This is a genomic window from Mangrovibacter yixingensis, assembly GCF_020523985.1.
In the GTDB taxonomy this organism is placed as follows: domain Bacteria; phylum Pseudomonadota; class Gammaproteobacteria; order Enterobacterales; family Enterobacteriaceae; genus Mangrovibacter; species Mangrovibacter yixingensis.
Genome location: NZ_JAIVKM010000003.1, coordinates 98,319 through 123,804 on the forward strand (window position 1 = coordinate 98,319; position 25,486 = coordinate 123,804).

Annotated in this window: 22 protein-coding genes; 6 read left to right on the forward strand and 16 right to left on the reverse strand. The window is 49.8% G+C overall.

Annotated elements, in window-relative coordinates:
- The first annotated feature begins 60 nt into the window (after positions 1–60).
- Genes ppdD through hofC form a run of 3 tightly spaced genes read left to right on the forward strand, consistent with a single transcriptional unit; the run spans position 61 to position 3,095 of the window.
- The gene (gene ppdD, locus LC084_RS14350) at positions 61–498 is read left to right on the forward strand and encodes a prepilin peptidase-dependent pilin (protein WP_226571881.1); all 438 of its coding nucleotides are present in this window, start codon (positions 61–63) and stop codon (positions 496–498) included.
- 16 nt (positions 499–514) lie between these two features.
- On the forward strand, positions 515–1,900 hold the full coding sequence (gene gspE, locus LC084_RS14355) for a type II secretion system protein GspE (protein WP_226571882.1): 1,386 nt from the start codon (positions 515–517) through the stop codon (positions 1,898–1,900).
- Positions 1,890–3,095, forward strand: coding sequence for a protein transport protein HofC (hofC, locus tag LC084_RS14360; RefSeq protein WP_226571883.1), 1,206 nt, complete (start codon positions 1,890–1,892; stop codon positions 3,093–3,095). The genes gspE and hofC overlap by 11 nt, the downstream gene beginning before the upstream one ends.
- A 45-nt stretch (positions 3,096–3,140) precedes the next feature.
- On the opposite strand, the gene LC084_RS14365 is transcribed toward hofC, so the two are convergent.
- Positions 3,141–4,184 carry a GMP reductase gene (locus tag LC084_RS14365; protein WP_226571884.1) on the reverse strand — a complete coding sequence of 348 codons (1,044 nt, stop codon included), beginning with the start codon at positions 4,182–4,184 and terminating at the stop codon, positions 3,141–3,143.
- Positions 4,185–4,591: 407 nt separating this feature from the next.
- On the opposite strand from LC084_RS14365, the gene coaE reads away from it, so the two are divergent.
- The 3 genes from coaE to yacG are packed head-to-tail and all read left to right on the forward strand — an operon-like array spanning position 4,592 to position 6,160.
- A complete protein-coding gene (coaE, locus tag LC084_RS14370; RefSeq protein WP_226571885.1) occupies positions 4,592–5,206 on the forward strand; it encodes a dephospho-CoA kinase in 615 nt (204 codons plus the stop codon).
- Positions 5,207–5,212: 6 nt separating this feature from the next.
- Entirely contained in the window at positions 5,213–5,956 is a 744-nt protein-coding gene (zapD, locus tag LC084_RS14375; protein ID WP_226571886.1) for a cell division protein ZapD, read from the forward strand.
- A 9-nt stretch (positions 5,957–5,965) separates the two neighbouring features.
- Complete coding sequence (gene yacG, locus LC084_RS14380; protein WP_226571887.1) at positions 5,966–6,160, forward strand: DNA gyrase inhibitor YacG; 195 nt, start codon at positions 5,966–5,968, stop codon at positions 6,158–6,160.
- Here yacG and mutT read toward each other — a convergent pair.
- The 15 genes from mutT to LC084_RS14455 all read right to left on the reverse strand — a co-directional run bounded on the left by mutT (position 6,157) and on the right by LC084_RS14455 (position 25,485).
- Positions 6,157–6,549: an 8-oxo-dGTP diphosphatase MutT gene (gene mutT / locus LC084_RS14385; RefSeq protein ID WP_226571888.1), complete on the reverse strand. Its 393-nt coding sequence runs from the start codon at positions 6,547–6,549 to the stop codon at positions 6,157–6,159. The genes yacG and mutT overlap by 4 nt on opposite strands.
- Before the next feature lie 116 nt (positions 6,550–6,665).
- A complete protein-coding gene (gene secA / locus LC084_RS14390) occupies positions 6,666–9,371 on the reverse strand; it encodes a preprotein translocase subunit SecA (RefSeq protein ID WP_226571889.1) in 2,706 nt (901 codons plus the stop codon).
- Between the two features lie 60 nt (positions 9,372–9,431).
- Positions 9,432–9,941, reverse strand: a complete 510-nt coding sequence (gene secM / locus LC084_RS14395; protein WP_226571890.1) for a secA translation cis-regulator SecM — start codon at positions 9,939–9,941, stop codon at positions 9,432–9,434.
- A gap of 274 nt (positions 9,942–10,215) precedes the next feature.
- A complete protein-coding gene (gene lpxC / locus LC084_RS14400) occupies positions 10,216–11,133 on the reverse strand; it encodes a UDP-3-O-acyl-N-acetylglucosamine deacetylase (RefSeq protein ID WP_036106166.1) in 918 nt (305 codons plus the stop codon).
- 100 nt (positions 11,134–11,233) lie between these two features.
- Positions 11,234–12,379 (reverse strand): cell division protein FtsZ, encoded by a 1,146-nt coding sequence (ftsZ, locus tag LC084_RS14405; protein WP_226571891.1) that lies wholly within the window; start codon positions 12,377–12,379, stop codon positions 11,234–11,236.
- Positions 12,380–12,441: 62 nt separating this feature from the next.
- Entirely contained in the window at positions 12,442–13,698 is a 1,257-nt protein-coding gene (gene ftsA, locus LC084_RS14410) for a cell division protein FtsA (protein ID WP_036106173.1), read from the reverse strand.
- Positions 13,695–14,531: a cell division protein FtsQ gene (gene ftsQ / locus LC084_RS14415; RefSeq protein WP_226571892.1), complete on the reverse strand. Its 837-nt coding sequence runs from the start codon at positions 14,529–14,531 to the stop codon at positions 13,695–13,697. Before ftsQ ends, ftsA begins: the two co-directional genes overlap by 4 nt.
- A gap of 113 nt (positions 14,532–14,644) precedes the next feature.
- Positions 14,645–16,120 carry a UDP-N-acetylmuramate--L-alanine ligase gene (gene murC / locus LC084_RS14420; protein WP_226571893.1) on the reverse strand — a complete coding sequence of 492 codons (1,476 nt, stop codon included), beginning with the start codon at positions 16,118–16,120 and terminating at the stop codon, positions 14,645–14,647.
- A 66-nt stretch (positions 16,121–16,186) separates the two neighbouring features.
- Positions 16,187–17,254 carry an undecaprenyldiphospho-muramoylpentapeptide beta-N-acetylglucosaminyltransferase gene (gene murG / locus LC084_RS14425; protein ID WP_226571894.1) on the reverse strand — a complete coding sequence of 356 codons (1,068 nt, stop codon included), beginning with the start codon at positions 17,252–17,254 and terminating at the stop codon, positions 16,187–16,189.
- Positions 17,251–18,495, reverse strand: a complete 1,245-nt coding sequence (ftsW, locus tag LC084_RS14430; RefSeq protein WP_226571895.1) for a cell division protein FtsW — start codon at positions 18,493–18,495, stop codon at positions 17,251–17,253. Before ftsW ends, murG begins: the two co-directional genes overlap by 4 nt.
- Positions 18,495–19,811: a UDP-N-acetylmuramoyl-L-alanine--D-glutamate ligase gene (murD, locus tag LC084_RS14435; RefSeq protein WP_226571896.1), complete on the reverse strand. Its 1,317-nt coding sequence runs from the start codon at positions 19,809–19,811 to the stop codon at positions 18,495–18,497. Before murD ends, ftsW begins: the two co-directional genes overlap by 1 nt.
- Before the next feature lie 2 nt (positions 19,812–19,813).
- Positions 19,814–20,896, reverse strand: coding sequence for a phospho-N-acetylmuramoyl-pentapeptide-transferase (gene mraY, locus LC084_RS14440; protein WP_226571897.1), 1,083 nt, complete (start codon positions 20,894–20,896; stop codon positions 19,814–19,816).
- Entirely contained in the window at positions 20,890–22,248 is a 1,359-nt protein-coding gene (gene murF, locus LC084_RS14445) for a UDP-N-acetylmuramoyl-tripeptide--D-alanyl-D-alanine ligase (protein ID WP_226571898.1), read from the reverse strand. Before murF ends, mraY begins: the two co-directional genes overlap by 7 nt.
- Positions 22,245–23,732, reverse strand: coding sequence for a UDP-N-acetylmuramoyl-L-alanyl-D-glutamate--2,6-diaminopimelate ligase (murE, locus tag LC084_RS14450; RefSeq protein ID WP_226571899.1), 1,488 nt, complete (start codon positions 23,730–23,732; stop codon positions 22,245–22,247). The genes murF and murE overlap by 4 nt, the downstream gene beginning before the upstream one ends.
- Complete coding sequence (locus LC084_RS14455; RefSeq protein WP_226571900.1) at positions 23,719–25,485, reverse strand: peptidoglycan glycosyltransferase FtsI; 1,767 nt, start codon at positions 25,483–25,485, stop codon at positions 23,719–23,721. Before LC084_RS14455 ends, murE begins: the two co-directional genes overlap by 14 nt.
- Between the last annotated feature and the right edge of the window lies 1 nt (position 25,486).

A 25,486-nucleotide genomic window follows, 5' to 3' on the forward strand; every position in this document is an offset into this window, starting at 1 on the left:
CTGTCGAGGCATCTTACGTAACCTGCCATAGTCATGCTCCGCATTACAAAGGAGACAACTATGCACAGGCAACGTGGCTTCACACTGATTGAATTAATGGTGGTAGTTGGCATTATCGCCATTCTAAGCGCTACTGCTGTTCCTGCTTATCAAAACTATTTACGTAAAGCGGCATTAACTGACGTCTTACAACACATATTGCCCTACCGCAGCGCAGTTGAACTCTGTGCCATTGAACGCGGCGGGATAACATCCTGCCATGCTGATAGCCAGGGCATTCCAGCCTTACGTACCTCACGTTATATCGCCAACCTGTCGGTTACTGCCGGAAGTATTCAGGCTGGCGGGCAAGACAATCTGAACGGGCTCTCATTAACACTGATCCCTCAATGGGATAACAACCAGGGTATCACTGGCTGGCGAAAAACCTGTTCAGCACCGGGCAATACAGGCCTTGAACAAGCATGTAACGATATTTTCCGCTTCGCTGATGAGTAAACTGGAGAGAGAAAAAATGAGTAATGAAAAGCTCTTCGCCCTGTGCGCCCGTCATCAAGCCCTGCTTCTACGCCATGATCCAGAAATTGTTATTGCAGTTGCGCATACCCCTTCCGATGAATTGCTCAGCGCCCTGCGCTTTATTTCCCATAAACGCGTAGTGGTCGAGCACTGGTCTCCCGCACAAATTGAACGATACCGTTCACAGCGCCCCATAACAGAACCTCTTGTCCCCACACCAGGCACAACCAATAACACGGTCGTACATATTGAAAAAACATTACAACAGGCATTAAACCAACGAGCTTCAGATATTCATTTTGAGCCAGATACCCCACAATTCCGTGTGCGTTTTCGTATTGATGGTGTGTTACATACACAGTACCAAGGAAGTGCAGACGCCTACCCGGCTCTTGTTGCCCGGTTGAAAGTGCTCAGCGATATGGACATTGCAGAGAAACGCCTTCCCCAGGATGGGCAATTTACACTTCCGGAACTCCCTGGGAATATTTCGTTTCGCCTGGCAACTCTGCCCTGCCGGGCTGGAGAAAAAATCGTATTACGGGTTTTACATAAGCAAGATGAACAACTCTCACTTGATGCACTGGGTCTGGCCCCCCGGCAGCTGGATGAATTCCAAAAGGCGCTCAATGCCCCCCAAGGACTAATTTTGGTAACAGGCCCAACGGGCAGCGGAAAAACTGTCTCCTTGTATAGTGCCCTCAATGCCCTGAACCGACCTGGAATTAATATCAGTAGTGTTGAAGACCCTGTAGAAATCCCGTTAAGTGGGCTGAACCAGGCGCAAGTGAACCTGAAAGCGGGTTTAACATTCCAGCGGGTTCTCCGGGCACTCCTGCGCCAGGATCCTGATGTCATTATGGTGGGAGAAATTCGCGACAACGAAACAGCCGAAATTGCCATAAAAGCCGCACAAACCGGGCATCTGGTGTTATCCACACTACACACCAACTCCACGACAGATACACTTATTCGCCTGGAACAAATGGGCATTCCCCGATGGATGATTGCTTCAGCTCTCAAACTGGTCATTGCACAACGTCTGGTAAGAAAATTATGCCCACATTGCCGACAACAGCAACCAAAACCCGTTGTTTTGCCACGTAGCATAAGCCGGTTACCTTTGCCTGACTGGCTGCCAGTTGGGTGTGAACAATGCTATAGCGGATTCTATGGGCGAGTAGCCCTCTTTGAAGTGCTGACTATCACACCTGAAATTCACGATGCCTTATTGCGTGGCGATACAGCCACACAAATTGCTGAACTTGCCAGTAAGCAAGGTTGTATCGCGCTTTTTGAACATGGCTTCCAGGCCGTCAGCCGGGGGGAAACCACCGTGAATGAGCTGTACCGAGTATTGGGATTACCCCATGGCAACTAAATTATCACTCTGGCGTTGGTCTGCACTTGACCTAAAAGGCAACTCGCACATGGGTATCAGTTTTGCCACTGGTAAAATCGATATCATGACTCGGCTATGTAACCAGGCGTTATTTCCAGTACGTATCCAAAGGGCACGAGCATATGAAAGTAAATCCCGCCATATGGATCACCGAATCCATTTTTTACAACAGTTATCGGCACTACTGAAAGCGGGTATTAGCTTGCCGGATGCACTCGTGTTACTCAACCAACAACATGCTTCTCCTCTTTGGCAAGCTGTATTACAACAAATGATATTACGGCTTAACGAAGGTGAGGCATTTTCGTACATTGTGCAAAGCTGGCCAGAACTTTTCCCGCCGCTGGTCGTTGCCATGAGCCGTACGGGTGAAATGACCGGGAAGCTTGATTTGTGCTTTGAACACCTGTCAGTGCAACAAGAGCAACAACGTGCCTTGCAACGTACTGTCTCAAAAGCGCTGCGTTACCCATTAGTGACACTGTGTATGGCACTTGCCGTCACACTGGGCATGCTACTGTTTGTCCTGCCAACGTTCGCGGATATCTACCAGGCATTTAATACACCACTACCCGCTGTGACGCGTATTTTGATGTCTGTTTCCGACTGGCTTAACCAGCAAATATACATACTGACTTTTACTGCGGCTTCTGTATTCATTCTGGTGGTTGGACCTGGCAGAAATATATGGCGCAGATTTACCCAATACCTTTTACAACATGCCCCCGTCATGAGCCGACTTTACGAGGCACTAATACGCAGCCAGATTTTTATGATGCTCTCCCTGACGCAACAATCTGGTGTCAATATTTTGCATGGATTACAACTTGTTGAAGATACATTGCCCAAAGCAAGCCGCTGGAGGCAGGTTATGGCGCAATTATCTGTGGATGTTACCCAGGGTATAACTTTGGGGGAAGCCATGCGCCAACATAGCTGTTTTACAGCGCTATGCTACCAGCTGGTTTCAACTGGGGAACAATCTGGTGCACTGGATACTATGTTGGATAAGCTTGCCAGCTGGCACAGAGAAAACACACAGTTGCAGGCCAGCCAGTTAACTCAATTAATGGAGCCTTTATTAATGGTGATAACAGGGCTGATCACTGGTTTGCTTGTATTGGCGATGTATTTACCGATTTTCGGTCTGGGAGAGGCAATGGGAGCAGGTTAACAAAGTAGAGAAGCAGGGTAAGCATACCTTACCCTGCTGGTAGAATTACAGGCTGTTAAATACCCGGTTTTCCTGTTCCTGTACACGAATAAATGTCGTGCGTTTAGTTAATTCTTTCAGCCGAGAGGCGCCTACATAAGTACAGGCTGAACGTAACCCCCCCAGAATATCCCGTGCGGTATTTTCAACCGGGCCACGCAAAGGAAGCTTCACTGTTTTGCCTTCGGCAGCCCGGTATTCTGCCACACCACCGACATGGCGGTTCATGGCAGACGCAGAACTCATGCCATAGAACAGCATAAATTTTTCGCCATTTTCCTCAACTATCGAGCCACCACTTTCTTCATGCCCTGCCAGCATACCGCCAAGCATGACAAAATCAGCACCACCGCCAAATGCTTTGGCTACATCGCCAGGTACAGTACAACCACCATCGCTCACGATTTGCCCACCCAAGCCATGAGCAGCATCAGCACATTCAATTACTGCCGACAACTGTGGGTAACCGACCCCTGTTTTTACACGCGTTGTACAAACAGAACCAGGCCCAATGCCAACTTTCACAATATCGGCCCCTGACAGGATCAACTCTTCACACATTTCGCCAGTTACCACATTCCCTGCACAAATCACTTTATCGGGCCATGCTTCACGCGCTTTCGCTACAAACTGAACGAAATGCTCAGAATAACCATTAGCAACATCGATACACACAAAAGCCAGAGACGAGCTCAACGCCAGAATCTGTTTGGTCTTTTCAAAATCGGCAGCGGATGTCCCCGTGGAAACCATAACATGACGCAGGAGAGAGGCTGGAGATTGCTCAACAAACTGGCGCCATTCTTCAACGGAATAATGTTTATGTACTGCGGTCAAAATATCAAAAGCAGCAAGGGCACTCGCCATGCTGAAGGTTCCTACTGTATCCATATTTGCAGCAATAACAGGCACGCCAGTCCAGTTCACACCAGAATGTTTAAAAGTATACTGGCGTTCAAGTTCTACATCAGAGCGGCTTTTCAGTGTGGAACGTTTAGGGCGGATAAGAACATCTTTAAAACCTAACTTGATATCTTCTTCAATGCGCATATGCGATTTTCCTGGTCGTGGCGATGTAATAAAAAGGGTAAGAGGCGATACAACTGCCAGCTCCAGTGACGTTATCTTACGCACTAATAAAGGCAGCGCAAGACTGCGAAAAACGACTTTTTTACGCTACAATCCTATAAATTTAGCGTAAGTATGGTGTTAAGGAATAACCTGTATTAAAAGCTTATTTATTACCATGTATTGCTCGTTTTTTTCGAAAATATGATTAAACCAGCCCTTGGTTAAACCGAGCTGGAGGCAAATATTTTCAGGTACGGTTGCTTTGTTTTACAAAAAAGTGCGCAGGCAGCTAATGGCGGCATGTTGAGCTCTGGCATGGTTTCGAAAGGGAAAGGGCATTTTTCTTTTGTTATAAGCACACTCATCACATCGGGGTTTCGTTGTTTATGGTCTTCACTGTTGCGCTTACCGGAGGGATTGGTAGTGGCAAAAGTACTGTTGCTACTATGTTTGCCGCCCATGGTGTATCGCTTGTTGATGCAGACATTATCGCCAGAGAAGTTGTGGCGCCGGGCCAACCAGCTCTGCAAAAAATCGCTGAGCATTTTGGTGAACAGATCCTCACCCCCGAAGGGTTACTCAACCGTACAGCACTGCGTGAACATATTTTTACTAATCCCAAAGAAAAGCAGTGGCTTAATGCTTTATTACACCCATTAATTCACCAACGGACACAGCAAGCTATTAACCAGGCGTCATCACCTTATGTCTTGTGGGTTGTGCCTCTATTGGTTGAAAACCAACTTCAGCGACTAGCTGACCGAGTATTAGTTGTTGATGTCAGCCCTGAAACGCAGCTTCACCGAACCATGGCTCGCGATAATATCAGCCGTGAACTTGCACAACATATTATCGCAGCGCAGGTTAGCCGGGAGGCACGTCTTGCCGTCGCGGATGACATTATTAATAATGATGGTTTACCACAAGCATTAACTCATGATGTGGCTCGCCTGAACCAACAATACATGGCACTGGCTGTGCAGTCCGTCAGACAGGAATGATGAAGAATGAGCTCGCAAATACTTTTTGAACATCCTTTGAGCGAGAAAATGCGCACCTGGCTGCGTATTGAGTTCTTGCTGCAACAACTTTCTTCTCAGCTGCCTTTAAATGACTATCCATCCGCGCTTTATTTCTTAAGAAATATCAGTGATTTACTAGATATTTTCGAGCGTGGTGATATTCGTACAGAGTTACTTAAAGAACTGGAACGGCAACAACGGAAACTTCAGGCATGGGTTGAAGTGCCTGGTGTCGATATGCAACGTATAACGTCGCTAAAAGAGCAACTAAAGAGTATGGGTACCCGCCTGATGTCAGGGGCGCGTTTAGGGCAAACATTGCGCGAAGATAAACTAATAAGCCTGGTTCGTCAGCGTTTAAGTATTCCAGGCGGGTGCTGTAGTTTTGACTTGCCCACTTTACATGTCTGGCTGAAAGCCAGTGAAAGCGCACGCAGCAATCTGGTGAGTCACTGGCTTGATAGTCTGGAATCTCTGCGCGAAACACTTACTTTGATCCTTGACCTGATTCGCCACTCTTCACCCTTTCGCAAGCAAACCAGCCTCAACGGGTTTTATCAGGACAATGGCGATGATGCCGATTTGTTACGCCTGGAGATGAATCTTGAGGATGCTATCTACCCGCAAGTTTCCGGGCACAAAAGTCGTTTTGCCATTCGTTTCCTGCCTCTGGATAGCGAGCATGGGGTGATACCAGAGCGTATTGATTTCAATTTGGCTTGTTGCTAAGGAAGTATGATGTCTGAGACAACAGAAGTGAGCTGCCCAACCTGTGGCAAAACCGTTATCTGGAATGAGCAAAGCCCATGGCGGCCATTTTGCTCCAAACGCTGCCAACTGATTGATTTAGGCGAATGGGCCGCCGAAGAGAAACGTATCCCCAGCCAAAACACCTTATCTGATAGCGATGACTGGAGTGAAAAGCAGGATTAATTAGTTTTCTGCAGTTTGGCAATAACAGGCGCATTGGCTGGCGGAAAGTGTTCCGGCTCCAGCGCCTGTTGAGCCACCCAACGCGAAGGTTGCCCTTCTTTTCCCCAAGGTTCACCATCCCACTTATCAACCAGGAAAAACCAAAGGCTGACATGCCTGTCCGGGAACTGGTGCTCCTGTTTTTCAAATAGTGTGAAGCCCGTGGGCGTAATGCCAACTTCTTCCATTAACTCTCGTACCAGTGCCTGTTCAGGGGTTTCACCTTGCTCAATTTTCCCACCGGGAAACTCCCACATATTCGCCATATGCGAATCAGCACTTCGTTGGGCCAGAAAAATCTCCTCGTGCTGATTGCGGATAATGCCAACCGCTATCTCAAATCTTTTCATGGGAATCTCCTGAAAAAGAGGCGCAGTAACCTGCACCCCCGGATATGACCAGGCCAGAGGTTTCCCTCTGGCCCAATTAATTAACGTCAAACTTTAAGCTGTGATATGTATGCGGCTTAACTTAAACGCCCGTGGCACTGCTTGTATTTTTTACCTGAACCGCAAGGGCAAGGATCATTACGCCCTACTTTACGATCACCTGTTTGTTCAGCAAGAGACTGTGCCGCCTGCAGCTCATCACTTTGATGGCTCAATTGCTGCATTTGCGCCAGGCGTTCAGCTTCTTCGCGGCGTTGCTGTTCCATGGCTTCAACTTCTTCCGGTAAACGCACCTGAACTTTGCTCAGCGTACTGATTACTTCGTACTTCAGCGATTCCAGCATAGCCGCGAACATAGAGAAAGATTCACGTTTATATTCTTGCTTAGGATCTTTTTGCGCATAACCGCGCAAGTGAATCCCTTGACGCAGGTAATCCATCGCCGCCAGGTGCTCTTTCCAGAGGCTATCCAGCGTCTGCAACATCACACCTTTTTCGAAATTGCGCATCATTTCTGTGCCAACAATTTCTTCTTTACGCTGATAGACTTCAACAGCCATCTTCAGGATGCGCTCACGCAATGTTTCTTCGTGCAGTTCAGGCTCTTTGTCCAGCCATTCAGAAATCGGCAGTTCGAGGTCGAAATCATTTTTCAGGCGCTCTTCTAAACCTGGAATATCCCACATTTCTTCCAGAGACTGAGGCGGAATATGGGCATCAATCGTGGTTTTGAACACATCTTCACGAATGCTGTTGATAGTCTCGCTGACATCACTGGCATCCAGCAATTCATTACGCTGAGTATAAATTGCACGACGCTGGTCATTCGCCACATCATCATATTCCAGCAATTGCTTACGAATATCAAAGTTGCGGCTTTCTACTTTACGCTGCGCATTGGCGATGGCTTTAGTCACCCAAGGGTGTTCAATGGCTTCACCGGGTTTCATCCCCAGCTTACGCATCATGTTAGATACACGATCTGATGCGAAAATACGCATCAAGGCATCTTCCATTGACAGATAGAAACGTGATGACCCCGGATCGCCCTGACGGCCTGAACGACCACGCAACTGGTTATCAATACGGCGCGACTCATGGCGTTCAGTACCAATAATATGCAGACCACCAGACGCCAGTACCGCATCGTGGCGTTGTTGCCAGTTACTTTTAATTTCAGCAACTTGTTCATCTGTTGGGGCTTCAAGCTCAGCTAACTCAGTCTGCCAGCTACCACCCAACACAATATCGGTACCACGGCCAGCCATGTTGGTAGCAATAGTAACAGCCCCCGGATAACCAGCCTGAGCAACAATGTCTGCTTCGCGCGCATGGAACTTCGCATTCAGTACATTGTGTTTGATGCCTGCTTTCGTCAGTTCCTGAGCAACCAGTTCAGATTTCTCAATGGAGATAGTACCAACCAGTACTGGCTGGCCTTTTGCAGTACGTTCACGGATATCTTCGATAATCGCAGCAATTTTCTCTGCTTCGGTCATGTAGACCAGATCGGCCATGTCTTTACGAACCATAGGGCGGTTCGTTGGTACAACAACGGTATCCAGTTTATAGATAGAGCTGAATTCAAAGGCTTCGGTATCTGCTGTACCAGTCATACCGGCAAGTTTGTCATACAAGCGGAAGTAGTTCTGGAAGGTAATAGAAGCCAGGGTCTGGTTTTCATTCTGAATATCAACCCCTTCTTTTGCTTCCACAGCCTGGTGGAGACCGTCAGACCAACGACGCCCTTGCATGGTACGGCCAGTATGTTCATCGACAATGATGACTTCGCCGTCTTTCACAATGTAATCAACATCGCGGGTAAACAAGGCATGTGCACGCAGCGCCGCCGTTACATGGTGCATCAGCATAATATTGGTCGGTGAATACAACGATTCACCTTCATCCATAATACCTTCTTGTACCAGTAACTCTTCTATCAGTACCAGACCACGTTCAGTCAGGTTAACCTGGCGTGCTTTCTCATCCACGGAGAAGTGACCTTCGCCCTGGAAGGTGTCGGAGTCTTCTTTTTCCTGGCGTACCAGGTGAGGGATAATGGTGTTCACACGGCGGTACATTTCTGAGCTGTCTTCTGCCGGGCCAGAAATGATCAATGGAGTACGGGCTTCGTCGATAAGAATGGAGTCAACTTCATCCACCAGCGCGTAATGCAGTTTACGTTGTACACGCTCTTCCGGGCTGAATGCCATGTTGTCACGCAGGTAATCGAACCCGTACTCATTGTTGGTGCCGTATGTAATATCCGCAGCATAAGCTTCACGCTTCGCTGGCGCTGGCATACCTGGCAGGTTGATACCCACACTCAGGCCCAGGAATTCAAACAATGGGCGGTTATTCTCAGCATCACGCTGGGCAAGATAGTCGTTCACCGTTACCACGTGCACACCTTTACCGCTCAGAGCATTCAGGTAAGCCGGTAGTGTTGCAGTCAGTGTTTTACCTTCACCAGTTCGCATTTCCGCAATGCAACGTTCATTAAGTACCATACCACCGAGTAACTGAACATCGAAGTGACGCATGCCAAACACACGTTTACTGGCTTCCCGAACTACTGCGAATGCTTCAGGCAGGATACTTTCCAGAGCATCGCCTTTTTCAAGACGGGCACGGAACTCGCCTGTTTTGCCTTTGAGTTCATCATCTGACAATTTTTCAATTGCAGGTTCCATAGCATTAATTTGCGTAACAAGTTTACGCATACGACGCAATGTGCGGTCGTTACGGCTTCCGAATACTTTAGTTAACAGTTTGACTAACATAATAAATTCCCAAACGCTTCGCTGAGCGATAAAACATAATGATAAGAGTAGTAGTGTTTATCAGCAGCGAGACTGCGGGCCTGCCCGAATCCCCTGAGCAGTGCCCAGCCAGTTCGTGAAGGTAAAAGAGAGTGAGGGTGCCGTTGCTGGCCAAGGCTCCTGGCGTACAACAGACGGCGGTTTGCTTTCCTGAGTAAGCAGTGCACTGAGCGTATCGAGCAATGCAATGTGTTGCCCTTCCAAAGGGGAATCATCGGGCACCGCTGCCCCAGTCATCACCTGAGGTGACATCACAAAAGTCAGGTGGCGGATAACAGTACGAATAGCGTGTTGGTGCCAGTAATCAACACTAAAGGTTGACTGGCGACGATTGCTTTCCTGTAATTGCGCCAACGAAAATGCGGGATTGAAACGATTATAATTCGCAGTGGTTTCTGCAGGCGTGGTCGCGCCCGCGTTGCTGCTCGCTAAAACAGGTAGCCCAAAACTGGCCGCAACCATCCCTAAAAGCAGATGGGGCCAGAAATATCGCCTACCCAATTGTCGCCAACGCGCAAATATACCGGACACTCTATTTCACCAAAGGAATTGAACCATTTTGGCTATTCAAACTAACAAGCCACATTTTAGCGACCAAATAGTATCACCAAACGCGCCGCTCATCAGCTTAATCCCTGCGATGAATCCCGAAAAAACGCGTAACAAGTGAGCAAACAAACCAATTAAATCAAAAAAGATGAACAGAAAAGAATAACAGGGTGGACTACTAAAAAATAAAAAACGACTGATTCACCAGGCCGGAGAGAGTGCCTGATTAACCAGTCGCTTTATACGTATCTCGCCCTTATGCAAGGACTGTCGACGGTGCCTTGAAAGCCAGTGGCAGTTCAGCTTCGTCTTCGAACGTCACGTATTCCCATGCTTCCTGTTTAGCAAGCACAGCCTGCAACAGTTTATTATTCAGCGCATGGCCGGATTTATACGCAGTAAACGCACCGATAATATTGTGACCACACATAAACAAGTCACCAATGGCATCCAGCATTTTGTGACGCACAAACTCGTCTTCAAAACGCAGGCCATCTTCATTCAGTACACGGTAGTCATCCACGACAATAGCACAATCAAAGCTACCGCCAAGGCACAGACCACGAGACTGAAGATATTCGATGTCACGCATAAAACCAAAAGTACGCGCCCGGCTGATTTGGCGCATAAACGCATCGGCCGAGAAGTTCATGCTGTAACGCTGAGTGCTGGCATCAATTGCCGGGTGATTAAAATCAATAGTGAAATCCAGAGTAAAGCCATTATGCGGCCTGAACTCTGCCCATTTATCACCATCTTCAACCCGAACAACATCTTTAATGCGCACGAATTTCTTCGCAACATTCAGCTCATCAACCCCTGCATCCATCAACAGATAAACAAAGGGAGCAGCACTGCCGTCCATAATTGGAATTTCCGGCGCATCTACTTCAACAATAATGTTGTCGATGCCTAAACCAGCCAACGCTGCGTTCAGGTGCTCCACAGTTGATATCCGCACGTCATGCTCATTCACCAGGCACGTACAGAGCATGGTATCACGCACAGATTTGGCATCAGCCGGGAAATCTACCGGTGGATTCAAGTCGGTGCGACGATAGATGACCCCGGTGTTAGCCGGCGCAGGGCGTAACGTCAGTGTGACTTTCTTGCCGGTATGCAAACCGACACCTGTCGCCTGAACAATACGTTTTAATGTCCTTTGTTTGATCATCGTATTATCTCGCCTGTTACTGATCCAACCGAAAGTGTACATCACTATCGGCAGGCCATAGTAGCACAAAGAGCTTAGATACCCAAATTCCGGCTAATTCTTAGTCTGCCTGCTTACGCAGGAAGGCTGGAATATCCAGATAATCGGGCTCTTTATTGCTCTGGGAAGCCGTATCATTCACGACTTTCGCCACGTTTTTCTGCTCTGGCTGCAGCTGGGTCATTCCATTCTGGTAACCCATAACCGGCTGCTGCTGTTGCTTATTCGTTACCAGGGTGATTTCTGGACGCTTATCCATACCAATCCCGGTAGCAACAACGGTAACACGCAGCTCGTCATTCATTTCTGGATCCAGAGAAGTACCGATAACCACTGTAGCATTATCAGAAGCGAAAGCACGGATAGTATTACCCACGGTTTCAAACTCATCCAGACGCAGGTCAAAGCCAGCAGTAATGTTGACCAGAACGCCACGAGCACCAGACAGATCGATATCTTCCAACAATGGGCTGGAAATCGCCATTTCAGCAGCTTCTTCAGCGCGGTCTTCACCGGTAGCGACACCGGAGCCCATCATGGCATAACCCATTTCAGACATCACAGTACGTACGTCAGCAAAGTCGACGTTCATCAGACCAGGGCGAGTAATCAGCTCGGCAATCCCCTGCACTGCGCCTTTCAGAACATCGTTTGCTGCACCAAATGCATCCAGCAAAGAGATGCCACGGCCAAGTACCTTCAGCAGTTTGTCGTTCGGAATCGTAATCAATGAATCGACATGTTTGGACAGCTCAGTGATACCCTGCTCCGCGAATGCCATGCGCTTTTTGCCTTCGAAATTAAAAGGCTTGGTCACCACAGCAACGGTCAGAATACCTAAATCTTTTGCAACTTCAGCAACAACTGGCGCTGCACCGGTTCCGGTACCGCCGCCCATACCAGCTGCGATAAAGACCATATCAGCACCTTCCAGTGCAGAACGCAACGCTTCACGGTCTTCTTCCGCTGCATTACGGCCTACTTCCGGGTTCGCACCAGCACCCAGACCTTTAGTGATGCCACTACCGATCTGAATTGTCTGGCCAACGGCTGTTTTACGCAGTGCCTGTGCATCCGTATTGACGGCAAAAAATTCAACGCCTTCAATACGTTCGCGCACCATGTGTTCTACGGCATTACCGCCGCCACCACCGACGCCGATGACTTTAATCACCGCGTCATTGGTCAGTTCCATAGGTTCAAACATAGTTTCTCTCCGTTTTGTGCCTGTCGCCTGAGACTACTTATTGTCATAGTCTCTTAATAAAATTAAAACTCTTTTCTCAGCCAGCTATTAATTCGTTTAAACCACGAAGTGACTGATGTGTGCTTTTCCACTTCAGCTTCACCAGTTAAATGCGATTCCTTGCCGTAATGTAATAACCCTACTGCGGTTGAATAATACGGCTCCTGAGCATAATCGGTAAGGCCTGTTATATTTAAAGGCTGACCAATGCGTACCTGAGTATGGAATACTCGTTGAGCACACGCGGCCAAACCTTCCATTTGGGCTGCGCCACCTGTCAGCACAATCCCAGCAGCAAGATGGTGTTTGACACCTTGCTGGCGTAACTGTTCCTGCAATTGCAGAATCTCTTCATTCACCAAATTCAACAATTCGGTATAGCGAGGTTCGATAACCTCAGCCAAAGTCTGGCGTTGAAGACTGCGCGGCGGCCTGCCACCCACGCTGGGCACTTCAACACTTTCATCTTTACCAACCAGTGAACCAAGCGCACAACCGTGGCGAACTTTAATAGCTTCTGCATCGCTGGGCGGCGTACCGAAGGCATATGCAATATCACTAGTGACCACATTCCCTGCGTAGGGAATGACTTTGGTGTGGCGCAACGCACCGCCAGTGTAAACCGCCATATCCATTGTACCACCGCCGATATCGACGACACAGACGCCAAGTTCACGCTCATCTTCTGTCAGCACGGCATAACTTGAAGCCAGACCCGCAAAGATCAGTTGGTCAACTTTCAGGCCGCAACGTTCTACCGCTTTGACAATGTTCTTCGCCATATCGTTATGGCAGGTAATGAGGTGTACTTTCGCCTGCATACGTACACCTGATAAACCAACCGGGTTTTTAATCCCTTCCTGGTAATCAATGGCGTATTCTTGTGGAATCACATGCAATACCCGATGTTCATCTCTTACACGAACAGATTTCGCCGTATGAACCACATTTTCCACATCTTCTTGTGTTACTTCCTCTTCTGAAATTGGCACCATACCAATTTCGTTCTGGCAGCTAATATGTTTGCCTGAAAGCGCCAGGTACACAGAAGATATTTGGCAGTCGGCCATTAATTCAGCCTGATCAATGGCGCGCTGAACGCACTTCACCACAGATTCCAGGTCATTAACGCCGCCCTTATCCATACCCCGTGACGGGCAACTTCCCACACCGATAATGTTAATCACTCCGTCGGGCAGAACTTCCCCTACTAAAGCGGCAACTTTTGCAGTGCCAATCTCCAGTCCAACCACCAGTTTTCTGTCCGTCGACTTAATCATTGTTGTTTTGCCTGTGCCTGATTCTGTTGTTGATTAGTTCCTTCAGCGGGAGCTGGGGCCGGGGCCCAACCCACCGCAGCACCTGAGTCATAGCGCAGGTCAACATAACTAATAAGCTTGTTGTCCGTCTGCGCCTGCTTTAAAAGAACTGGGTAAAGTTCGATAAAGCGGTTCAGGCGTTTCATCGTATCGCCACGACCAAGGTTGAGTTTAATCCCGTCATTCAGGGTTAAAACCCACGAGCGTCTGGCCGTCATGGCCGCATCCTTCAACGTAAACCTGGATTTCGCCAGCACTTCACTCATTGCCCGGTACCCTTCAAGCACTTCAACTTCACTTCCTTCTGGGCCGGACAGACCTGGCAATACTTGTTTTGCCGTTCTGTCCGAAGGTGCACTGAATGAATTACCTTGTGCATCAATCATGTGCTGGTCATTCCAGCGTGCAATCGGCACATATTCAACCAGATGAATCTTCAATTCGTCTGGCCACTGTTTTCTGACACTGGCCTGTTTTATCCAGGGAAGCCGTTCAATTTGCTGCTGGATGATGTCTACATCCTGCGTCATGAACGTTCCTGGCGCACCCAAAGCCAGTATTGCCTGGCGAATATCGTCATTACGTGTGTAATGGCGCTCACCCGTCACAACAAGACGTGATAGAGGCAAGCGCTGAGCATCTTCCATCCAGCGCACAACCATCCAGCCGCCGATAAAGATTGTCAGTAGTACCGCCATCAAGAAGATAATACCCGCAAGGCGCGTACCATTACTGCGCCCAGAAAAGGCTTTTTCTTCCTGTTGAGTACGTGCATTCAACGCCGCCTGGGACATATCACTCCGCCAGTTCCAGTATATTTACAACAAACTGCCCAAAAATTTTCATTCCTGGCCGGTACACAACAAGCAACTTACCTGCGTTGCTGCCCGGCACAGATGCGAATTTCTCAGCCATGACTGTCTTCCTCTTGTAACTGAGGAACAAGACGTGTTTCTGCCAGCGTACGCGCTATCTTGCCAATATTGCCCGCCCCCTGAACCAACACTAAATCATTCCCGGACAGGATCGGAGCCAACATTTGGGCTACCTGTGCATGATCGGAAACCAGAATCGGGTCAACCTTGCCACGCCCGCGAATCGTTCGGCACAAAGAACGGCTATCAGCGCCCGGGATCGGTGCTTCTCCAGCCGGGTAAACATCCAGCATAATTAGCGCATCAACCTGCGATAACACGTTGGCAAAGTCGTCGTACAAATCGCGGGTACGTGTGTAACGGTGGGGCTGGAACACCATTACCAGGTGTTTATCCGGCCATCCTGCACGTGCCGCCTTGATAGTCGCGTCAACTTCTGTCGGGTGATGGCCGTAGTCATCAACCAACAACGCTTTGCCTTCTTTGCCATTAATGGCATCAAGGGGAAACTCGCCGAGAAAATCGAAACGTCGCCCTGTACCAGCAAAACTTTCAAGCGCACGTAAAATTGCGCTGTCCTCAATACCTTCTTCGGTTGCCACCGCAACAGCAGCAGCTGCATTCAAAGCATTGTGGCGGCCAGGGGCATTCAACATGACATGCAGTACGGGTTTATCCTGGCGCAGGATATCGAAATGCCCTTGCGCACCTGATTGCCGGTAGTTTTCAATACGAACATCCGCATCTTCACTAAAACCATAGGTGGTCAATTGACGCCCAACCCGTGGCAATAACTCTTTAATAACCGGGTCATCCACACACATTACGGCTCTACCATAAAATGGCAGGTTGTGAAGAAAATTAATGAATGTCTGTTTCAGGTTTTCAAAGTCGCCATGGTAGGTATCCATATGATCGGCTTCGATATTCGTGACTACAGCGACCATGGGTTGCAAGTGCAGAAAAGAGGCATCGCTTTCATCTGCTTCAGCTATCAGGTAACGGCTGTGCCCTAAACGCGCATGGGTGCCTGCCGCTTTCACCAGACCACCATTCACGAATGTCGGATCAAGGCCAGCTTCTGCGTAAATACTCGCCACCATCGCTGTGGTTGTGGTTTTACCGTGTGTCCCGGCAATAGCAATGCCATGACGAAAGCGCATCAATTCCGCCAGCATTTCGGCACGGCGAATAACTGGAATGCGAGCTTCGTGAGCTGCAATAATTTCCGGGTTATCGGCCCGAATGGCAGTGGATACGACAACAACACTGGCATCACGGACATTTTCAGGACGGTGATTAAAGTAAATCGTCGCGCCCAGCGCTGACAGTTGCTGCGTAACCGGGTTTGGCGCTAAATCAGAACCACTGATTTGATAACCTTCATTCGCCAGCACTTCGGCAATCCCTCCCATGCCAGCACCACCGATGCCAACAAAGTGAATGTGCCGCACGCGGCGCATTTCGGGAACGATTGAACGCAGTTTTGCCAGTTCTTGTGTATTCATTCTCTAAACCTGAGGCTTAATGCCTTCACATCAAAAACATGCGGTTGCCTGTCGCAACCCGACACATCAGGCTCTGGCCTGATGCACAATCTCATTCGCTACACGTTGTGTGGCATCGGGAATTGCTGCAGCCCGTGCCAGGTTTGCCATAGAGAGCAGAACCTGACGATCCCAACCACGCAGAATATCTGCCACGGCCTGAGCCGTGAATTGTGGTTGTTCCAGAATGCGTGCAGCCCCGGCTTTTTCCAATGGCGCGGCATTCCAGTACTGCTGGCGATCTTTATGCTGAAAAGGCACGAAAATCGCTGGCAACCCCGCAGCGGCAATTTCACTCACCGTTAGTGCCCCGGAACGGCAAACCACCACATCAGCCCAGGCATATGCCTGAGCCATATCGTCAATAAACTCAGTAACTTTATGTCTGACTGACGTTGCGGCTGTATAAGCTTGAGCTACCTCATCCCCGGCCCCTTTACCGCACTGGTGCCAAATGGTGACATGCTCCCCTAACTGCGCAGCCACGCCAGGCATTGTCTGGTTGAGAACCCGAGCCCCTTGCGAACCGCCAACCACTAATACCCTAACTGGCCCGGTACGCCCAGATAACCTGTCTTGCGGTAATGGCAGTGCCAACACATCCTCACGAACGGGGTTACCCACAACATCCGCTTTCGGGAAAGCACCTGGAAAAGCCTGCATCACCTTACTGGCAATACGTGACAACCACTTATTGGTTAACCCGGCAATACCATTTTGCTCATGCAAAACCACCGGGATACCCAGTGACCACGCGGCCAAACCACCAGGGCCGGAAACATACCCGCCCATGCCTAACACCACATCAGGGCGAAAATTCTTCATAATGGTTCGAGCCTGGCGCCAGGCGTTAAAAATCCGCCATGGTGCCAGTAATTTGGCTTTCAGCCCTTTACCTCGAATCCCTGAGATACGAATAAAATCAATTTCGATACCCCGAGCCGGAACCAAATCTGCTTCCATGCGATCGGCAGTACCCAGCCAGCGAACCTGCCAGCCCTGAGCCATCAAATAGTGGGCAACAGCAAGCCCCGGGAAAACATGCCCGCCGGTCCCGCCTGCCATCACCATTAATCGCTTAGGTCCACTACTCATCGTGCACCTCGTGTAAACGCCTGTGCCTTTGCCAGGCGTGTTTCATAATCAATTCGCAGCAATAATATGATTGCTGTAGACATAATCAGCAGACTGGAACCACCGTAACTAATAAGTGGCAGGGTCAGCCCTTTCGTTGGCAGCATACCGGCGGCAGCCCCAACGTTTACCAGTGCCTGGAAGCTAAACCAGATCCCAATTGAACATGCCAGAAAACCGGAGAAACGCTGATCTATTTCCAAAGCACGTTTGCCAATCGACATGGCGCGAAAAGCGACGAAGAATACCATCAAAAGTGCCAGTACCACACCGATATATCCCAGCTCTTCACCGATAATCGAGAAGATAAAATCGGTATGTGCTTCGGGCAAATATTCGAGTTTTTGTACTGAATTCCCGAGCCCTTGCCCCCACAGCTCACCTCGCCCAAAAGCCATCAGTGATTGTGTTAACTGGTAGCCGCTACCAAAGGGATCTTGCCAGGGGTTCCAGAACGATGTTACACGCCGGATACGATAAGGTTCGGCCAAAATCAGCAATACCACAGCGGAAATACCCATGCCGATAATGGCAATAAATTGCCAAAGCTTAGCGCCAGCCAGGAACAGCATCGCAAGGGTCGTCACAAACAGCACAACCACGGTTCCCAAGTCTGGCTGAGCCAGTAACAGCACGGCCATCACCAGGATTACACCCATGGGTTTCAGGAAGCCCCGCAAGTTGTTACGGACTTCGTCCACTTTGCGAACCAGGTAGTTGGACAGATAACAAAACAACGAAAGCTTCGAAAATTCCGCAGGCTGAATACGCAGAGGCCCTAGCGAAATCCAGCGTGATGCCCCGTTTACTGAACTCCCGACCACTAGCACAATCAGCAGCATTACAATTGAGGCCAGCAGCATAGGTGCACTGTATTTTTGCCAAAACGTCATCGGCAAACGTAGAGTGACCAATGCAAGGACAAATGCCAGCACCAGGTACAGTCCATCGCGTTTAGAGAATAAAAAAGGATCTCCCGCCAGGCGTTGCCCTACCGGCATTGATGCTGAGGTCACCATGACAAAGCCAATTGCCGCCAGGCCCAGTGTTAGCCAGAATAAAGTACGGTCATACAGCACCATACTGTTGGCATCTTTCTCACGGGAGCCCATCACCCAGCCTTTCAACGCAGCAAACAACCACCCCAGGATAAAAAATCCGGGTAGCCGCGGCATACGAAGACGAGGGAGAGATAAACGCATCAGCCCAACTCCTTCGCCAGTTGCGCGAATACATCGCCACGCTGTTCAAAGTTTTTGAACTGATCCAGGCTGGCACAGGCAGGTGATAGCAACACCATATCGCCCGGCTTAACCTGTACAGCAACGAGTTGCATGGCTTCTTCCATCGTTTCGGTTTGCTGAGCGACATCCGGGCGAAGTTCAGCCAGTTGTGCACCATCCCGCCCAAAGCAATAAAGGCGAATGTTGTCTCCCTGAAGGAAGGGACGCAAAGGTGAGAAATCGGCTGATTTACCATCTCCACCCAGCAACAGATGCAATATGCCATCACAATGCAAGCCGTTGAGCGCGGCTTCTGTACTGCCGACATTGGTGGCCTTGGAGTCATTAATCCAGCGCACACCTTTACTTTCCAGCACCAACTCAAAACGATGAGCCAAACCGGTAAACGTGGTCAGTGCTTTCAGGCTACTGGCTCGTGGTAAGCCCACTGCATCTGCCAGCGCCAGTGCTGCCAGCGCATTGGTATAGTTATGCCGCCCAACCAGTTTCATCTCTTTCACATTGAGCACTTTTTCACCTTTTACTCGCAACCAGGTTTCACCCTGTTGGCGGTTCAGGTGGTAATCACCGACATCCACACCAAAACTGACACAACGCTCATCAGCACCGCGCACTGGCATCGTCAATGCGTCATCGGCATTCACAACGCAGACACGAGCATTTTCATAAATACGTAACTTGGCAGCACGATATTGCTGAAGGCCAAAAGGATATCGATCCATATGATCTTCAGTGACATTAAGGATTGTCGCCGCCGCAGCATTCAGGCTGTAAGTGGTTTCCAGCTGAAAACTTGAAAGCTCAAGCACATACAATTCATGAGGAGAATCCAGAAGCATCAACGCTGGCAGGCCAATATTCCCACCTACACCAACGGAGATCCCAGCCGCTTTTGCCATTTCCCCGACCAGGGTCGTAACGGTACTTTTGCCATTCGACCCAGTAATAGCGACCACAGGAGCCTGTGCTTCACGGCAAAAAAGCTCTATATCACCGATAATTTCCACACCCGCATCGGCTGCAGCGCTTAGTGCAGGTGTCGCCAGAGCGATACCAGGGCTTGCGATTATCAAATCTGCCGCAAGCAGCCAGTCTTCATTAAGACTGCCTACATAACGTTCAACATTCTCCGGAAGCTTATCGATTCCCGGAGGTGTTGCCCGAGTGTCCATTACACGCGGAGTGACCCCCCGCGCAAGGAAGAAATTAACGCAGGAAAGTCCGGTTAAACCCAGGCCGATAATAACAACATTTTTGCCCTGGTAATCTGCCATGATTAACGCACCTTAAGCGTAGCCAGCCCAATCAGGACCAGCATCAGCGAGATAATCCAGAAGCGCACAATCACGCGCGGTTCTGGCCAGCCTTTTAATTCATAGTGATGGTGGATAGGCGCCATACGGAAAATGCGCTGACCGCGCAGTTTAAACGACCCGACCTGTAAGATGACCGACAGGGTTTCCACCACAAACACACCGCCCATAATCACCAGCAAAAATTCCTGGCGCAGCAATACGGCAATCACGCCAAGTGCTCCACCCAGTGCCAGAGAACCCACATCGCCCATAAAAACCTGAGCCGGATAAGTGTTAAACCACAAGAAGCCCAAACCGGCCCCAACAATTGCAGTACACACGATAACCAGCTCACCAGCGTGGCGCAGGTAAGGAATATGCAGGTAGTTAGCAAAATTCATGTTACCCGTAGCCCAGGCCACTAATGCAAAACCTGCTGCAACAAACACAGTTGGCATAATAGCCAGACCATCCAGGCCATCGGTCAGGTTAACGGCGTTACCCGTACCGACAATCACAAAATACGCCAGCACAACATAGAACAAGCCAAGCTGCGGCATGATGTCTTTAAAGAAAGGCACCACAAGCTGCGTGGCTGGCGTACCGTGCCCGGCGGCATATAATGCGAAAGCAACACCCAGAGAAATCACGGACATCCAGAAATACTTCCAGCGCGCAACCAACCCTTTGGTATCTTTGCGAACGACTTTGCGGTAATCATCCACAAACCCGACAATGCCAAAACCTATCAACACTGTTAATACGCACCAAACATAAGGGTTTGATGGATACGCCCACAATAAAACAGAAACCACAATGGCAGTCAGAATCATGATGCCACCCATTGTGGGGGTGCCACGCTTGCTGAAATGGCTTTCTGGGCCATCGTTACGCACAACTTGCCCAAACGATAGCTGTTGCAGGCGGGCAATCATCCGCGGCCCCATCCACAACGAGATAAACAACGCGGTCAACAGGCTCACGATGGCGCGGAACGTCAAATATGAGAAGACGTTAAAACCGGAATAGTATTTGACCAAATGTTCGGCCAGCCAGACTAGCATGTCCTGTTCTCCTGTAATGCATGTACCACCTCTTCCATGGCAGAACTTCGTGACCCTTTCACTAGCATTGTTATTGTTAAGTTTTGTGCTACTAATTCACGTAAACGTTCAATTAATAACGTTTTATTGCTGTAATGTTCACCCACACCGCTGGCTAAACTGATTGACTGGCTCAGGCTTCCCACGCTCAGGACTTTATCCAACCCTGCCGCCTTAGCCGCCTCACCAATTTGGCGATGGCACGCTTGTGCTTCATCGCCCAGTTCAGCCATATCACCTACAACCAGTACCCGATAACCCGGCATTTCAGACAACACGCTAACTGCTGCAGTCATCGACCCGACATTGGCGTTGTAGCTATCATCCAACAATAACTGGGTTGTGGATAAAGCTATGGGGAATAAACGCCCTGGAACTGCCTTTAATTCCGCCAAACCGGCTTTAACCGCACTCAACGGTGCGCCAACCGCCATTGACAGCGCCGTTGCAGCCAGAGCATTGGCGATGTTATGACGCCCCGGTAAGGGCAGAACTACCTCACATTCCCCTTCGGGCGAACACAAAGTGAAAACTGTACCTTGTGTAGTAATGCGCACATCACGCGCCTGAAAATCACAGCCAGGCTGTTCCGGTGAAAAGCGCCAAATTTTTCGATTGCCGATCACTGACTGCCAACCAGGCAAGTCATTGTTATCCGCATTCACAATAGCGATGCCATTTGGCGACAACCCGCCAAAAATCTCACCTTTAGCTTTTGCGACTCCAGCCAGCGACCCAAAACCTTCCAGGTGGGCTGCTGCCAGGTTATTAACCAGTGCGGCCTCAGGTTGAGTCAGGCTCACGGTCCAGGCAATTTCACCCTGGTGATTGGCACCCAGCTCAATCACCGCATACTGATATTCTGGCGTCAGACGCAGCAACGTCATGGGAACGCCGATATCATTATTGAGATTGCCCGCGGTATAGAGGGTGTTTCCACAACGCCCAAGAATGGCCGCAGTCATTTCTTTGACCGAGGTCTTGCCGGAGGAGCCTGTCAGGGCAACAACCCGGGCAGGGACTTGTTGGCGAATCCAGGCACCAAGTTGGCCAAACGCAATGCGGGTGTCTTCCACAACCAGTTGCGGTACATTTACTGGTAACTGGCGACTGACCAGTAACGCCCCCGCACCACCGTCAATAGCTTTCTGCGCGAAGTCATGAGCGTCAAAACGTTCACCCTTAAGGGCAACGAACAGGCAGCCCGGCGTTAATTTCCGCGTATCTGTGGTGACATCATTTATTTGGCAGTTGGCACCAATATGTCGCCCGTTGAGGACAACAGCCAGTTGCTCAAGCGTTACCGGGATCATGCAACCACCCCCAGCAAACGTGCCGCTGTTACGCGGTCAGAGTAATCCAGGCGACGCGTACCCACTATTTGATAATCCTCATGGCCTTTGCCTGCCAGTAACACCACATCGCCTTGTTGCGCCTGAATAATGACACTGGTCACTGCTTCCGCACGCCCGGGCATGACACGAGCACGACCGGCGTCCAACATCCCCGCAAGAATATCTTCAATAATGGCGCCGGGTTCTTCAGTACGGGGATTATCGTCAGTCACGACAGCCACGTCCGCAAACTCTTCAGCGATAGCGCCCATCAAAGGCCGCTTGCCTTTATCGCGGTCGCCACCACACCCGAAGACACACCACAGCTTACCAGGGCAGTGCAAACGCGCCGCCATCAGTGCTTTTTCCAGTGCGTCAGGTGTATGTGCGTAATCGACCACAACTGTCGGTTTACCCGGTGCGCTGAAAACTTCCATACGGCCGCACACTGGTTGTAACTGAGAGGCTGTCGCCATCAGTGATTCGAAGGAATAGCCTTGTGACAACAACGTCGCCAGAGCGAGTAATAAATTACTGACGTTGAATGCCCCCATTAGCCCGCTTTCTATCTCGCCATTACCCCAAGAAGAAGCGAACTGCACCGTCGCGCCACGGTCGTGATAAGAGACATGCGTCGCTTTCAGCCAGCGATTATGGTTGTCTGGGTTGAGTGGAGCATCAACGGCAACAGCCACGGCATCCGGGAGTTTTTCCAGCCAGCGGCGGCCTACTTCGTCGTCCGCATTAATGATGGCGACACCACACTGATGTTCGGAAAACAGCAACCATTTTGCCGCTTCGTAATGCGCCATATCACCATGGTAATCAAGGTGATCACGGCTGAGATTAGTGAACACTGAGGCCGCAAATTTAACCGCTGCAACCCGGTGCTGAACCAAACCATGGGAAGAGACTTCCATGGCGGCAAAGTTAGCACCCTGCTCAACAAAGCCAGATAACATATGCTGAACATCAACCGCGGAACCCGTGGTATTTGCCGTTGGAGCCACGCTCCCCAGCAAACCGTTACCGACGGTGCCCATCACGGCGCTGACATCACCCAAAATCTGTGCCCACTGAGCAAGCAACTGCGTAGTAGTGGTTTTACCGTTCGTTCCGGTTACGCCCACCAGGCGCAATGAATGAGAGGGTTCATGGTAAAAACGCCCCGCTAATGCGGATAAACGCTGGTCCAATTGGCTAAGATAAACCACCGGAACACCATGCATTTCACGAATCTCACCGTCAGCAGCTTCGCCTTCTGCTTCCGCTATTACAGCAGCAACACCTTGCGCTATCGCCTGCGGGATATACCGACGCCCGTCCGCCTGATGACCGACCACCGCCACAAAAAGATCCCCCGCGGCAGCCCCACGGCTGTCGAGTGTCATCTCTCGCAGTGCTCGCGCCGGTGCATCTGACACCCATGGCACGAGAAGGTCGCGCAAATTACGATCTGCCACCTGTACCCTCTTTCTGATTAATTACAAAATCGTTTTTATCTCCCGTAGGGAGCGCATCCGGTTCAATATTCATGGTGCGTAAAACACCACCCATAATTGCCCCGAAAACTGGCGCTGACACGGCACCACCATAATACTTACCCGCCTGCGGGTCGTTTATCACCACTACCAACGCAAAACGCGGGTTGCTGGCGGGTGCGACACCTGCGGTGTAAGCAATATATTTGTTGATATAACGGCCATCAGGACCGACTTTCTTTGCCGTGCCCGTTTTAATGGCAATACGATAGCCTTTGATTGCAGCTTTCACGCCGCCCCCACCCGGGAGTGCAACACTTTCCATCATGTGCACCACAGTACGCACCGTTGACTCAGGAAACACACGTTCACCTGGTACTGGCGGGTCAACTTTAGTGATGGAAAGTGGACGATAAATGCCGAAGCTGCCGATAGTTGCGTAGACCCGCGCTAACTGTAACGGTGTTACCATTAGCCCGTATCCGAAAGAAAAGGTGGCCCTCTCTATGTCAGACCACCGTTGTTTTGTTGGGAATAAGCCACTGCGTTCTCCGACCAACCCCAAATTGGTCGATTTACCAAGCCCAAAACGTGAGTAAGTATCTACTAACGCTGAGGACGGCATCGCTAACGCCAGCCGGGATACGCCAACGTTACTCGACTTCTGCAATATGCCCGTTACAGTCAGTTCGCTGTAGCGGCCAACATCTTTAATCTCATGGCCATTGATGTAGTAAGGAACCGTGTTCAGCACACTGTTTTCCTGCACCACTCCCCGTTGTAAAGCTGTCATTACCACCATCGGTTTAACAGTTGACCCGGGCTCAAAAACGTCAGTAATCGTGCGGTTACGCATGACATCTTTGGGAGTACCAGTCAGGTTATTAGGGTTGTAGGAAGGGCTATTCGCCATTGCCAGAACTTCACCCGTATTTACATCCACCAGTACCGCACTACCAGATTCAGCCTTGTTAAAAGCGACGGCGTTATTCAGCTCACGGTAAACCAGTGCCTGTAAACGCTCATCAATGCTTAAAGCCAGGTTATGGGCGGCCTGGCTGTCAGTAGAGGAAATATCTTCAATCACGCGACCATAGCGGTCTTTACGCACGACACGCTCACCCGGTTGCCCGGTTAGCCATTTATCGAAGCTTTTTTCAATCCCTTCAATGCCCTGGCTATCAATGTTCGTAAAACCGATTAAGTGAGCAGTCACTTCACCAGAGGGATAATAACGGCGGGATTCTTCCCGCAGGTGAATACCGGGAAGCTTTAACTTTTTGATGTAATCTGCAATGTCAGGATTAACCTGACGAGCCAAATAGATAAAGCGACCGCGTGGATTTGCATTAACCCGGGTAGCCATTTGGTCGAGTGGCATTTTTAACGCATCAGCCAGAGCCTTCCAGCGTGAATCCAGGGTAACACCACCTGCATCATGCAATTCTTTTGGATCTGCCCAAATCGCTTTTACTGGCACACTGACGGCCAACGGGCGGCCTCCACGGTCAGTTATCATACCGCGAGACGTGGAAACTTCCTGAACACGCAGAGAACGCATATCGCCCTGGCGCACCAGCATATCGGGATTAATTACTTGCAACCAGGCAACACGCCCTAACAGAAAAGTGAGAGCCATCAGAATACAGCCGCAAAGCAACGCAAAACGCCAACTTATAAAGTTGGCTTGTTCTTCCTGACGTTTCGGTTTTAGCGATTTATTCGCTGCCTTCATC